The 11,909-nt window shown below is 71.6% G+C and carries 13 protein-coding genes; 9 read left to right on the top strand and 4 right to left on the bottom strand.

Annotated elements, in window-relative coordinates; translation table 11 throughout:
* Nucleotides 1-23 precede the first annotated feature (23 nt).
* From ACWF79_RS26665 to ACWF79_RS26635, 7 genes are all read left to right on the top strand, one after another.
* Entirely contained in the window at nucleotides 24-869 is an 846-nt protein-coding gene (locus tag ACWF79_RS26665) for a HipA family kinase (RefSeq protein WP_453730684.1), read from the top strand.
* Complete coding sequence (locus ACWF79_RS26660) at nucleotides 866-1,249, top strand: DUF3037 domain-containing protein (RefSeq protein WP_453730683.1); 384 nt, start codon at nucleotides 866-868, stop codon at nucleotides 1,247-1,249. The genes ACWF79_RS26665 and ACWF79_RS26660 overlap by 4 nt, the downstream gene beginning before the upstream one ends.
* A gap of 167 nt (nucleotides 1,250-1,416) precedes the next feature.
* Nucleotides 1,417-2,178 (top strand): 3-oxoacyl-ACP reductase FabG, encoded by a 762-nt coding sequence (gene fabG / locus ACWF79_RS26655; RefSeq protein ID WP_453730682.1) that lies wholly within the window; start codon nucleotides 1,417-1,419, stop codon nucleotides 2,176-2,178.
* Between the two features lie 27 nt (nucleotides 2,179-2,205).
* Entirely contained in the window at nucleotides 2,206-2,973 is a 768-nt protein-coding gene (locus ACWF79_RS26650) for an SDR family oxidoreductase (RefSeq protein ID WP_453730681.1), read from the top strand.
* 150 nt (nucleotides 2,974-3,123) lie between these two features.
* Entirely contained in the window at nucleotides 3,124-4,701 is a 1,578-nt protein-coding gene (locus ACWF79_RS26645; protein ID WP_453730680.1) for an ABC transporter substrate-binding protein, read from the top strand.
* Between the two features lie 87 nt (nucleotides 4,702-4,788).
* Nucleotides 4,789-5,472: a uracil-DNA glycosylase gene (locus ACWF79_RS26640; protein ID WP_453730679.1), complete on the top strand. Its 684-nt coding sequence runs from the start codon at nucleotides 4,789-4,791 to the stop codon at nucleotides 5,470-5,472.
* A 147-nt stretch (nucleotides 5,473-5,619) separates the two neighbouring features.
* Nucleotides 5,620-6,093 carry a hypothetical protein gene (locus ACWF79_RS26635; RefSeq protein ID WP_453730678.1) on the top strand — a complete coding sequence of 158 codons (474 nt, stop codon included), beginning with the start codon at nucleotides 5,620-5,622 and terminating at the stop codon, nucleotides 6,091-6,093.
* Nucleotides 6,094-6,169: 76 nt separating this feature from the next.
* Here ACWF79_RS26635 and ACWF79_RS26630 read toward each other — a convergent pair whose 3' ends face one another.
* Together ACWF79_RS26630 and ACWF79_RS26625 are read right to left on the bottom strand one after the other, a co-directional pair.
* The gene (locus tag ACWF79_RS26630) at nucleotides 6,170-6,691 is read right to left on the bottom strand and encodes a DinB family protein (protein ID WP_453730726.1); all 522 of its coding nucleotides are present in this window, start codon (nucleotides 6,689-6,691) and stop codon (nucleotides 6,170-6,172) included.
* A 53-nt stretch (nucleotides 6,692-6,744) separates the two neighbouring features.
* Nucleotides 6,745-7,395, bottom strand: a complete 651-nt coding sequence (locus ACWF79_RS26625) for a TetR/AcrR family transcriptional regulator (protein WP_453730677.1) — start codon at nucleotides 7,393-7,395, stop codon at nucleotides 6,745-6,747.
* 98 nt (nucleotides 7,396-7,493) lie between these two features.
* Here ACWF79_RS26625 and ACWF79_RS26620 point away from each other — a divergent pair, with 98 nt between their 5' ends.
* On the top strand, nucleotides 7,494-8,681 hold the full coding sequence (locus ACWF79_RS26620; RefSeq protein ID WP_453730676.1) for an FAD-dependent monooxygenase: 1,188 nt from the start codon (nucleotides 7,494-7,496) through the stop codon (nucleotides 8,679-8,681).
* 61 nt (nucleotides 8,682-8,742) lie between these two features.
* A complete protein-coding gene (locus ACWF79_RS26615) occupies nucleotides 8,743-9,648 on the top strand; it encodes a Gfo/Idh/MocA family protein (protein WP_453730675.1) in 906 nt (301 codons plus the stop codon).
* Here ACWF79_RS26615 and lnt read toward each other — a convergent pair.
* A complete protein-coding gene (gene lnt / locus ACWF79_RS26610) occupies nucleotides 9,572-11,218 on the bottom strand; it encodes an apolipoprotein N-acyltransferase (protein WP_453730674.1) in 1,647 nt (548 codons plus the stop codon). The genes ACWF79_RS26615 and lnt overlap by 77 nt on opposite strands.
* Nucleotides 11,219-11,459: 241 nt before the next feature.
* Nucleotides 11,460-11,897 carry a nuclear transport factor 2 family protein gene (locus ACWF79_RS26605; RefSeq protein ID WP_453730673.1) on the bottom strand — a complete coding sequence of 146 codons (438 nt, stop codon included), beginning with the start codon at nucleotides 11,895-11,897 and terminating at the stop codon, nucleotides 11,460-11,462.
* Nucleotides 11,898-11,909 lie beyond the last annotated feature (12 nt).

Here is an 11,909-nt window from a genome sequence, read left to right as displayed (position 1 = left end):
CGGCCGCCCGATAGCCTGGGACGATGCTGACAGAAGTCACAGCGACCCGCTATGTCACGCCCTTGCGTGAGGGCGGCTCGCTCCCCGGGATCGTCGAGGCCGACGATCTCGGTACGTACGTCATGAAGTTCACCGGCGCCGGGCAGGGGCGGAAGACGCTGGTCGCCGAAGTCGTCTGCGGGCAGCTCGCGCGGCGGCTCGGGCTGCGGGTGCCCGAGTTGGTCGGGATTCAGCTCGATCCCGTGATCGGGCTCTCGGAGCCCGATCAGGAGGTGCAGGAGCTGCTGAAGGCCAGTGGCGGGCTCAACCTCGGGATGGACTACCTGCCCGGTTCCCTGGGGTTCGACCCGCTGGCGTACGAGGTGGACCCCAAGGAGGCGGGGAAGGTCGTCTGGTTCGACGCGGTGATCAACAACGTCGACCGGTCCTGGCGGAACCCGAACATGCTCGTCTGGCACGGCGACCTGTGGCTGATCGACCACGGCGCCACCATGATCTGGCACCACAACTGGCCGGGCGCCCAGGCCTCCGCCGCCAAGCCGTACGACGCCTCCGACCACGCCCTCGCGCCGTTCTCGCCGGACGTCGCCGCCGCCGCGGCCGAGCTCGCGCCGCTCGTCACGCGAGAGCTCCTGGAGGAGGTCGCCGCCGACGTGCCCGACGAATGGCTCGTCGACGAGCCCGGCTTCGACAGCACCGACGCGCTGCGCCAGGCCTACGTGGAGGCGCTGCTGCCGCGCGCCGCGACCATCCACGAGCGCGTCACCCTCGGTCCGCGCGTCGAGCGCCGGCACGCGCAGCCGCCCGGCTGGCTGGCCGACCGTCTCGCCCCCCGGCCGCACTCCACCCAGAAGGACCGCACCACGTGACCGACCGCGATGTCTTCGAGTACGCGCTGCTGCGCGTCGTGCCACGCGTCGAGCGCGGTGAGTGTTTCAACGCCGGTGTGGTGGTCTACTGCCGCGCCAAGTCCTACGTCGCCGCCCGGACGCACCTGGACGAGGCCAAGCTCCGCGCTCTCGACCCCGGCGCGGACGTGGTCGGCGTACGGGCCGCCCTGCACGCGGTCGAGGGGGTCTGCCTCGGTGGCGAGGACGCCGGTCAGGCGTCCCGCGACGATGCCGGTCGGCGCTTCCGCTGGCTCATCGCACCCCGCTCCACGGTCGTCCAGCCGGGCCCGGTGCACACGGGTCTGACGACCGATCCCGAGGGCGAGGTCGACAGGCTGCTCGATCTGCTGGTGCGCTGACCCGTCGGCCGCGCGCCACGGAGTGAGCTGGTGCACCCGGTGGGCCGTTGACACCGGGTGCCAGGGCTTCTAGCGTCTCGTCTGCGAAGGTACTAAGCGGTCGCTCATGTGAGGGACGCACGGTGCGCGCCGCATCCAGGGATGATCCAAGGGCGAGGAGAACCAGCATGTCGACCACCGAGCAGCGCGTAGCCGTCGTGACCGGCGCGGCGCGGGGCATTGGCGCAGCGACCGCCGTACGGCTGGCCGCCGAGGGCCGCGCCGTCGCCGTACTCGACCTCGACGAGGCGGCCTGCAAGGACACCGTCGAGAAGATCACCGCCGCCGGTGGCACGGCCATCGCCGTCGGCTGCGACGTCTCCGACAGCGCCCAGGTCGAGGCCGCCGTCGCGCGCGTGGTCACCGAGCTCGGCGCGCCGACGATCCTCGTCAACAATGCGGGCGTGCTCCGCGACAACCTGCTCTTCAAGATGTCCGAGTCCGACTGGGACACGGTCATGAACGTCCACCTCAAGGGCGCCTTCCTGATGGCCAAGGCCTGTCAGAAGCACATGGTGGACGCGGGCTTCGGCCGGATCGTCTCGCTCTCCTCGTCCTCCGCGCTCGGCAACCGTGGCCAGGCGAACTACTCGGCGGTCAAGGCCGGTCTGCAGGGCTTCACCAAGACCCTCGCCAAGGAGCTCGGCAAGTTCGGCATCACCGCCAACGCCGTCGCCCCCGGCTTCATCGTCACCGAGATGACCGCGCAGACCGCCGAGCGCATGGGCATGGGCTTCGAGGACTTCCAGGCCGCGGCCGCCTCCATGATCCCGGTGCAGCGCGTCGGCCGGCCCGAGGACATCTCCAACGCCATCGCCTTCTTCACGGGCGACGACGCCGGCTTCGTCTCCGGCCAGGTCCTGTACGTGGCCGGCGGCCCGCTCAACTGACGCGCGCGCGGGAAGAAGGAGACGCACATGAGCACGAACGAACTGCCTGAGCTGTCCGGCAAGGTCGCCCTCGTCACCGGCGCGAGCCGGGGCATCGGCTACGGCGTCGCCGAGGCCCTCGTCGCCCGGGGCGACCGGGTGTGCATCACGGGACGCGGAGAGGAGGCCCTCAAGGAGGCCGTCGAGCAGCTCGGCTCCGACCGGGTGATCGCCGTGGCGGGCAAGGCCCACGACGAGGCCCACCAGGCCGCCGCCGTCGCCGCGACGATGGAGGCTTTCGGCCGGGTCGACTTCCTGGTGAACAATGCCGGGACGAATCCGGTGTTCGGCCCGATGGCCGATCTCGACCTGAATGTCGCCCGCAAGGTCTACGAGACGAATGTGATCTCGGCCCTCGGATTCGCGCAGCAGACCTGGCACGCGTGGCAGAAGGAGCACGGCGGTGCGATCGTGAACATCGCGTCGGTCGCCGGAATCTCCCCCTCGCCGTTCATCGGCGCGTACGGCATGAGCAAGGCGGCCATGATCAATCTGACCTTGCAGCTGGCGCACGAATTCGCGCCACTGGTCCGCGTCAACGCGATCGCCCCGGCCGTGGTCAAGACCAAGTTCGCCCAGGCGCTCTACGAGGGCCGGGAGGCGGAGGCGGCGGCCGCCTACCCGCTCGGCCGGCTGGGCGTCCCGGAGGACATCGGCGGCGCCGCCGCCTTCCTCACGTCCGACCAGTCGGACTGGATCACCGGCCAGACTCTCGTGGTCGACGGGGGGATTTTCCTCAACGCCGGTGTGGGGTGACCGATATCCGGACACTTTCCGGAATTCATGACCGGTTTGACCCCGGTTAATCGTTGAATGCCTCAAGTGCCCCGTCAGGGTCGAAGATTGACCTGGCGGGGCGCTGCGGTATGGTCGGCCGACCCAAGGCTGAACGAGGAGCGTGCGCACGTGTTCAACCGGACCAGTCTGCAGGTGGCTGCAGCCCTTGCGTCCATATCCCTGGTGTCCGGATGCGGGCTGTTTTCGGACAATGAATCCGCCGCGGAACAGAGAATCGTGGTCGGCACGACGAGTTCTCCCACCACGCTCGATCCGGCAGCCGCTTGGGACAATTCCTGGGAGCTGTTCCGCAACGTCTTCCAGACGCTGGTGAGTTTTCCGACGGGCAGTACGTCCCCGCAGTCCGACGCCGCGGACTGCAAATTCACCGACACCGCCAGCCGCGTCTTCGAGTGCACCCTTCTCGACGGTCTGAAGTTCTCGAACGGCCACGTGCTCGACGCCAAGGCCGTGCAGCACTCGATCGAGCGCATCCGGAAGATCGACGTCGAGGGCGGCCCGAACGGGATGCTCGGCTCGCTCGACAAGATCGAGACGGTCGACGACCGCACGGTCGTCTTCAAGCTGAACAAGCCCGACGCGACCTTCCCCTTCGTCCTCGCCACCCCCGCCATGTCGCTGGTGGACCCGGCGGAGTACCCCGCCGACAAGCTCCGCGAGGACGGCAAGCTCACCGGCTCCGGTCCGTACGTGCTCGACGACTACACCGAGGGCGAGTCGGCCGAGCTCACCAAGAACCCCACCTACAAGGGGTTCGCGGACCGCAAGAACGGCGGCGTGACCATCCGGTACTTCAAGGAGTCCGAGCCGATGGTCGCCGCGCTGAAGAAGAAGGAGATCGACGCCACCTACCGCGGTCTGACCGCCGAGGAGGTCGTCGAGTTCCAGAACGCCACCGACGCCAACGACCACCTGCAGCTCGTGGAGTCGACCGGCGCCGACATCCGCTACCTCGTCTTCAACGCCCAGGACCCCACGGTCGCCAAGGAGCCCGTCCGCCGGGCGATCGCGCAGCTCGTGGACCGCGAGGAGCTCGTCGCCAGGGTGTACAAGGGCACGGCCGAACCGCTGTACTCCATGGTGCCCAAGGGCATCGTCGGCCACACCACCGAGTTCTTCGACCGCTTCGGTGAGCCGAGCGTCCCCAAGGCGCGGGAGATCCTGCGCGACGCCGGGATCAAGAAGCCCGTCGACCTGACCCTCTGGTTCACCACCGACCGGTACGGCTCCGGCACCGCGCTGGAGTTCGCCGAGCTGAAGCGGCAGCTGGACGCCTCCGGGCTCTTCCAGGTGACGCTGCAGAGCAAGCCGTGGAAGGAGTTCGCCGCGGCCTACCAGAAGGGGCAGTACCCGGTCTTCGGCCGTGGCTGGTTCCCCGACTTCCCGGACGCGGACAACTTCATCGCCCCGTTCGTCGGCAAGCAGAACGCACTGGGCACGCCGTACCTCAGCCCGCAGATCACGGACGAGATCCTTCCGAAGTCGCGGCGCGAGAGCGACCGCGGGGCGGCCGTCACCGAGTTCCGCAAGGCGCAGGAGATCATGGTCGAGGACGTCAGGCTGCTCCCGCTGTGGCAGGGCAAGCTCTACATCGCGGCGAGCGAGGACATCGGCGGAGCCGAGCGCGCGCTCGACCCGCAGACCGTCATGCAGATGTGGGAGCTCAGCCGCCGGGCCAGCTGGTAGTCGGCGGACGGCCCGAGCAGCACCGCTGTCAGTGGCCCCCGGTAGGTTCTCAGGCGTAGTAGAGATCGCCTACCGGAGGTTGTTCACGTGACCGACACCGACATGCTGCCCGAGTCCTGGCGCGGCGTCCTCGGGGACGAGCTGCAGAAGCCGTACTTCAAGCAGCTGACCGAGTTCGTCGAGGAGGAGCGGGCCCAGGGGCCGGTCTACCCCCCGCGCGAGGAGGTCTTCGCCGCGCTGGCGGCGACACCGTACGACAAGGTGAAGGTCCTGATCCTCGGTCAGGACCCGTACCACGGGGAGGGGCAGGGGCACGGCCTCTGCTTCTCCGTCAGGCCGGGCGTCAAGACCCCGCCCTCCCTGCGCAACATCTACAAGGAGATGCAGGACGAGCTCGGCCACCCCGTGCCGGACAACGGCTATCTGATGCCGTGGGCCGAGCAGGGCGTGCTGCTGCTCAACGCGGTCCTCACCGTCCGGGCCGGCGAGGCGAACTCGCACAAGGGCCAGGGCTGGGAGAAGTTCACGGACGCCGTGATCGGCGCCGTGGCCTCGCGGCCCGACCCGGCGGTCTTCGTGCTCTGGGGGAACTACGCCCAGAAGAAGCTCCCGCTGATCGACGAGGAGCGGCACGTGGTGGTGAAGGGCGCGCACCCCTCGCCGCTGTCCGCGAAGAAGTTCTACGGCTCCCGCCCCTTCACGCAGATCAACGAGGCGATCGCCGCCCAGGGCCACGAGCCGATCGACTGGCGCATCCCGAACCTCGGCTGAGCCACCCGCCGCGCGGCGCCGCCGGGCGGGCGGCAGGGGTGAGGCCGCGCGGCTGACAGGGGCGGGGCGTCACCCGAGCCTGTGCCGGATCGGGGGCCCCGGCGGTTAGCGTCGGAGCCCCCGGACGGCGAGCGCGTGGAGGCCGCAGTGACCGAGCAGCAGCAGGTGTCGGACGACGGCGTCATGACCCGGATCGGGCAGGCGACGATGCTGCTCCACGGCGGAGACCGCGAGGAGGCGCGGAACCGGTTCGGCGAGCTGTGGGCGCTGCTCGGCCCGGACGGCGACCCCCTGCACCGCTGCACGCTCGCGCACTACATGGCGGACGCGCAGGACGACCCGGATGCCGAGCTGGCCTGGGACCTGCGGGCCCTGCTGGCGGCCGAGGAGCTGAACGAGGAGCGGCCGGCGGTCCACGACTCGGCCGTCGCGCTCCGGGCCCTGTACCCCTCGCTCCATCTCAACCTGGCCGCCGACTATCTGAAGCTCCAGCGGCCCGACGCCGCCCGGATCCACCTCCACCGGGCTCGCGTGGCCTCGGACTCCCTGGACGACGACGGCTACGGCAACGGGGTCCGGGCCGCGATCGAGCGCCTGGAGGTACGGCTCCGCGCGCGGTAGCGCCCGCCGTTCGCCGCGTCGCCGAGCCGTCGCGTCGCCCGCCTCACCGCGCCATCGCCTCGGCCGTGCCGCCCGGTCAGTCGCCGGTCGCCCCGTCGAGGCGTTCGCGCAGCAGGTCCGCGTGCCCGTTGTGGCGCGCGTACTCCTCGATCATGTGGGTGTAGATCCAGCGCAGGTTGAACACCTCGCCGCTCGGATGCCTGCCCGCGCCCACGTCGTCCAGGCCATGGGCCGCCGCGACGGCGCGCGCCCCCTCGATCTCCCGCTGCCAGGTGGCGTGGGTCTCCTCCCAGGTGTCCGCGTCGGTGACCCGGAAGGCGCGGTCGGTGTCCTCGGCCGTGCTGTAGATCCGCTCGGCCCGCTCGCCGGCCATGACCCGCCGGAACCAGCCGCGCTCCACGTCGGCCATGTGCCGGACCAGGCCGAGCAGGGTGAGGTCCGACGGCGGCGCGGAGGCCGTGCGCAGTTGCGCCGCGTCAAGGCCCTGGCACTTCAGGGCGAGGGTCTGCCGGTGGTAGTCGAGCCACCCTTCGAGCATCTCGCGCTCGCCGGCGACTGTGGACGGTTCGGTACGGGTGCTGTCATCGACGAAGGTCATCAGGGCATCGTCGTCCATGGACGGGGGCAGGCGCCAGGGGTACTCGGCCGCGTTCACGCGCCGAGCATGCCGCGCAGCAATTCCTCGAACCCTGTGCGCAGTTCCGCGCGGGTGGGCACCGCCGCATGGAAGGACCCCGCCGCGCAGGAGAACATCAGCCCCTCGGACCAGGCGATGAGGGAGAGGGCGTGCCGCTCGGGGGCCGACGAGCCGGCGCCCGCCATCATCGCGATCAACGGCCCGTGGAAGGCCGCCGAGCCCGCCGCGTCGAAGAAGGTACGGAGTTCGGGGCGGCGCGTGGCTTCCAGGGCGAGTTCGTAGCGCGAGACGAGCAGCGCCCGATGGTCGGTGAGGTACCGGTGCAGGGCCAGCGACAGGGCGTCCACCAGGGCGTCGGGGCCGCTGCCGGGCCCCGGCATCTCGTGCGGGGTGAGCACCTGGGACTCCAGCTCGACCTGCCGGCGTACCGCCGTCTCGAGCAGCGCCTGCCGGGTGCGCGCGTGGTTGGACGTCGATCCCTGCGGCAGCCCGGCGCGCTCGTCCACGGCGCGATGGGTCAGGCCGCGCATCCCCCGCTCGACGAGCAGGTCGAGCGCGGCGTCACCGATGCGCGTGGGGCGGGAGAGGGCGGCGGGAGGGGAGTCCGGAGCAGGCGAGTCCGAGGCGGGCCGGTCCGGGGCTGGCGCGGGGGTGCGGGCGGTCATGGGGACAACCTATCTACCGATCCGACTACAGCTGTAGTAACGTCTCCAGCATCGGCTACTACACCTGTAGTAGCGGGTCGGCCTTCGAGGGAGAAGTCATGGAACAGCACCGTGCCGTCGTGATCGGAGCCGGCATCGGCGGGCTCACCGCCGCCGTCGCCCTCCACCGGAGCGGCTGGGACGTCACCGTCCTGGAGCGCGCCGCCGCTCTCACCCCCGTCGGGGCCGGCATCGGTCTCGCCCCCAACGCCCAGCGGGCCCTGGACGTCATCGGCCTCGGCGACCGCGTCCGTGCGCTCTCCGCCTGGCAGGGCGACGGCGGCATGCGCGCGCCCGACGGCCGCTGGCTCGCACGGACCAACGCCCAGGCCGCCGCCGAGCGTTTCGGCGGACCGCTCGTCCTGCTCCACCGCGCCACCCTCGTCGAGATCCTCACCGCCGCGCTCCCCGACGGCGTCGTGCGGACCGGAGCGCCGTCCACCCTCGCCGACCCCGGCGACGACGAACGTCCCGCCGTCGTCCGCACCCCGGACGGCGACATCGAGGCCGAGCTGGTCGTCGGCGCGGACGGCATCCACTCGACCGTCCGGCGTGCCCTGTTCCCCGACCACCCGGGACTGCGCTACTCCGGCTTCACCACCTGGCGCGTCGTCGTCCCCGCCCCCGACCGGCCCTTCGCCCCGCACGAGACCTGGGGCCCAGGCCGCCTCTGGGGCACTCAGCCCCTCAAGGACGGCCGGATCTACGCCTACGCCATGGCCGCCGCCCCCGAAGGCGCCCACGCCCCCGACGACGAGCGGGCCGAGCTCCACCGGCTCTTCGGCGACTGGCACCACCCGGTCCCCGAGATCCTCGACGCCGTCGCCCCCGACGCCGTCCTGCGCCATGACGTCCACCACCTGCCCGATGCGCTGCCCGCCTTCCACCAGGGCCGCGTGGCCCTGCTCGGGGACGCCGCGCACGCCATGCAGCCGACCCTCGGTCAGGGCGGCAACCAGGCCATCGAGGACGCCGTCGTCCTGGCCCACCACGCGGGTCGGCAGCTTCCGCCGAGCCGCGCCCTCGCCGCGTACACCGCCGACCGGCTGCCCCGCACCACCGCCATCGTCCGCAAGGCCGCCCGCACCGGCCGGCTGACCCTGCTCTCCGCCCGGCCCGCCGTCGCGGTGCGCGACGCGCTCATCGCGGCCGTCTCGCGCTTCGGGCCGGGCCTCGTGCTGCGCGGTTTCGACGGCATCGCCGACTGGCGGCCGCCGCTCACGGACGAGCGCCCCCGCGTAAGCTGACCAGCGCGAACGGCGTGTCGGACGCCGTCGCGGACATATCGTCACGCGCAAGGGAGACCCCGTGAAGGTCGGCTGCATCGGACTCGGCGACATCGCGCAGAAGGCATATCTCCCCGTCCTCGCCGCCCTCCCCGGGGTCGAACTCCACCTGCAGACCCGGACGAGGACGACCCTCGACCGGGTCGCCGAGATCCACCACGTGCCCACGTCCCAGCGCCACGGCGACCTCGACTCGCTGCTCTCCGTCGGACTCGACGCCGCCTTCGTGCACGCGCCGACCGCCGTGCACCCCGAGATCACCGCCCGGCTCCTCGAAGCCGGCGTACCGACGTACGTCGACAAGCCGCTCGCCTACGAATACGCCGCGTCCGAGCGGCTCGTGGAGCTCGCCGAGTCGCGCGGGGTGAGCCTGGCCGTCGGCTTCAACCGCAGGCTCGCCCCCGGCTACGCCCAGTGCCTGGACCACCCGCGTGAGCTGATCCTCATGCAGAAGAACCGCGTCGGGCTGCCCGAGGACCCGCGCACCCTGGTCCTGGACGACTTCATCCATGTCGTCGACACCCTGCGTTTCCTGCTGCCCGGCGAGGTCGAGCACACCGACGTGCGGGCCCGGATCCGCGACGGGCTGATGCACCACGTCGTGCTCCAGCTCTCCGGCGACGGCTTCACCGCCATCGGCATGATGAACCGGATGAACGGTTCCACCGAGGAGATCCTGGAGGTCTCCGGCCAGGACACGAAGCGTCAGGTGCTCAACCTGGCGGACATCGTGGACCACAAGGGCCAGCCGACCGTCCGACGGCGCGGGGACTGGGTGCCCGTGGCCCGCCAGCGCGGCATCGAGCAGGCCGTCCTCGGGTTCCTCGACGCCGTACGGGACGGCAGGACGCTCAGCGCGCGCGACGCCCTGCGGACCCACGAGCTGTGCGAGCGCGTGGTGCGCGAAGCGCTGACTCAGGCCTCCTGAGCGCGCCCATGCCCTCGGCGGCGCAGAGCGCGGCGAGGACGGTCAGGGCGAGGTACAACGGCCAGTCGCCGTACCGGACATACCCCGTCGTCGCCTGCGAGAGCGGTACGTCGTAGACGGCGGCCGCGCTCCGGTCGGTGCCCAGCGGCGTGCCGATCCGGCGGCCGTCGGGGCCGTACACGGCGCTGATGCCGGTCAGCGTCGCGTGCACCATCGGCCGGCCGGTCTCCGCCGCGCGCAGCGCCGCGAGCGAGGCGTGCTGCGCGGGCGCCCAACTGTCCTGGAAGGTCGAGGTCGCCGACTGGGCGATCAGCAGCGCGGCGCCGTCACGGGTCAGCCGACGGCTCATGTCGGGGAACGCGGACTCGAAGCAGACCAGCGGGCCGATCCGCAGCGCCGGACGGCCGTCCTCGGCCGGCACCGTCATCACCACCGGCTCCCCGCCGCGCCGCCGGTCCTCGTTCGCCGCCTTGCCCACCGAGGTCACCCAGCCGAGGACCGGCCGCAGGGGGATGTACTCGCCGAAGGGCACGAGCCGCATCTTGTCGTACCGGTCGCCGGTCGGGCCCTGGGCGTCGATCAGGACGCTGCTCTTGAAGATGCCCGGACTGTCGGACCGGCGGGCGTCCACATTGACGAGGATCGGCGCGTCCACGGAGCGGGAGAGGGCGGTCAGCCGGTCCGCGAGGTCGGGGCGGGCGGTCAGGTCGGAGCCGACGCTGCTCTCGCCCCACACGACCAGGTCGACGTCCTGGCCGACGAGCCCGCGGGTGAGCTCCTCGCCGCGCGCGAACCTCCGCTCCGCGCCGCCCGATCCGTCGTACACGCCGGGCTGGACGACGGCGACCCGTGCGGTGCCCTGCTCGCGTGGTGCGGCCACACCCCACCAGACCGTGCCCACGACGAGGGCGCACGCCACGAGACCGACCAGCGCGGTCATCCGTACGGCAGCGGCCGACACCACAAGGAGAGCGACGGCGGTGTTGACCGCCACCACGAGGAGGGAGACCAGCCAGACACCGCCGACGGACGCGAGGCGCAGCGCCGGGGCCACCTGCCACTGACTGGCGCCGAGCAGGCCCCAGGGCCCGCCCAAGCCCTCCCAGGAGCGGACGAGTTCGATGAGCAGCCAGCCGGACGGGACGACGACCAGCGCGGCCGCCGCGCGCGGGCCGGAGGGAACGTCACCGAGCATCGCCCGCACCAGCCAGCCCCACGGCAGACACAACAGTCCGAGCAGCGCGGCGATGACGAGGATGAACACGTGCAGGCTCGGCATCAGCCACTGGTGCATGGCCACCATGAACCCGATGCCCCCCAGCCAGCCCTCCAGGCCCGCACGGCGCGCGGTGGGCGCGGTGCGCAGGAGCAGCATCCAGGGGACGAGCGCGACGTAGGCGAACCACCAGAGGGCGGGCGCGGGAAAGGCGAGTGCGGGCAGCGCGCCGAACACCACCGCGAGCACGGCGCGTGCGACACGGTGCGGCGTCGGGGGGCGGCCGGGGGGCGTGGCGGTGGTGGCCGCGGCGTCGGTACCGCGACCACCACGACGGCCGAACGGATTCCGCATGCCGCGTCGCCTCCCGGTGTCGCCTCCAGTGTGCGTCGTACGACGGCCGGCGGCCGTGCTCGCCACGACGGTACGACCGCCAGGGCCTCTCGTTTGGATCAGGCCGGGCTCGCGGAGTCTGGCACCGCGCCTCGCCGCGTTGTCGTCGGTTGCCATGGCTCCGCCATGGCGCCCTCCTCCGCCTTGCGATCGACGGCACCGGACCCCGCTCCCTGATCCGGCCTGATCCAAACGAAAGACCCTAGAGGCGGCGCCACTTCTCCTCGACGACCACGGAGCGCAGCCGCCAGCCGACGTCGGCGCGGACCAGGGAGAACGTGTAGCGGCCGCCGCAGACGAAGTCCTCGCCCGACTCGAACCGCATCGGGTTCACGTAGTCGGCGCGCACGTCCGCGCTGTCGCCCGGGTAGCCGCCGAGGTCCTGGATGCGGACCCGCCGGTTCACGATGAGGTGCTGGCGCACCGGGAAGAGCCGCATCGTCTCTTCGAGCCAGTCGGCGACCTCGTCCGCCGGGCCCTCGACACCGCCGGAACCCCGGTAGTCGGCGCGGCCGTCGCGGGTGAACAGCGCCCGGTAGCCCGCCCAGTCGGAGTCGTCCACGGCCACCGCGTATCCGGTGACGAGGTCGTCGATGGCCAATCGGTCCATCACGGTCGCGAGATCCACGCGCTGCGTCATCGCTTCAGTGTC

It is taken from the genome of Streptomyces sp. NPDC054975 (genome assembly GCF_053609105.1).
The sequence above is the reverse complement of the archived record's forward strand: the minus strand, read 5'-3'. Positions and strand labels throughout refer to the sequence as shown.

Bases quoted from the DNA above. Each gene is read 5' to 3' on its own strand.
- ACWF79_RS26665 (WP_453730684.1), top strand. From the start codon at position 24: ATGCTGACAGAAGTCACAGCGACCCGCTATGTCACGCCCTTGCGTGAG.
- fabG (WP_453730682.1), top strand. From the start codon at position 1,417: ATGTCGACCACCGAGCAGCGCGTAGCCGTCGTGACCGGCGCGGCGCGG.
- ACWF79_RS26650 (WP_453730681.1), top strand. From the start codon at position 2,206: ATGAGCACGAACGAACTGCCTGAGCTGTCCGGCAAGGTCGCCCTCGTC.
- ACWF79_RS26630 (WP_453730726.1), bottom strand. From the start codon at position 6,691: ATGACCTTCGTCGATGACAGCACCCGTACCGAACCGTCCACAGTCGCC.
- ACWF79_RS26625 (WP_453730677.1), bottom strand. From the start codon at position 7,395: ATGACCGCCCGCACCCCCGCGCCAGCCCCGGACCGGCCCGCCTCGGAC.
- ACWF79_RS26620 (WP_453730676.1), top strand. From the start codon at position 7,494: ATGGAACAGCACCGTGCCGTCGTGATCGGAGCCGGCATCGGCGGGCTC.
- lnt (WP_453730674.1), bottom strand. From the start codon at position 11,218: ATGCGGAATCCGTTCGGCCGTCGTGGTGGTCGCGGTACCGACGCCGCG.
- ACWF79_RS26605 (WP_453730673.1), bottom strand. From the start codon at position 11,897: ATGACGCAGCGCGTGGATCTCGCGACCGTGATGGACCGATTGGCCATC.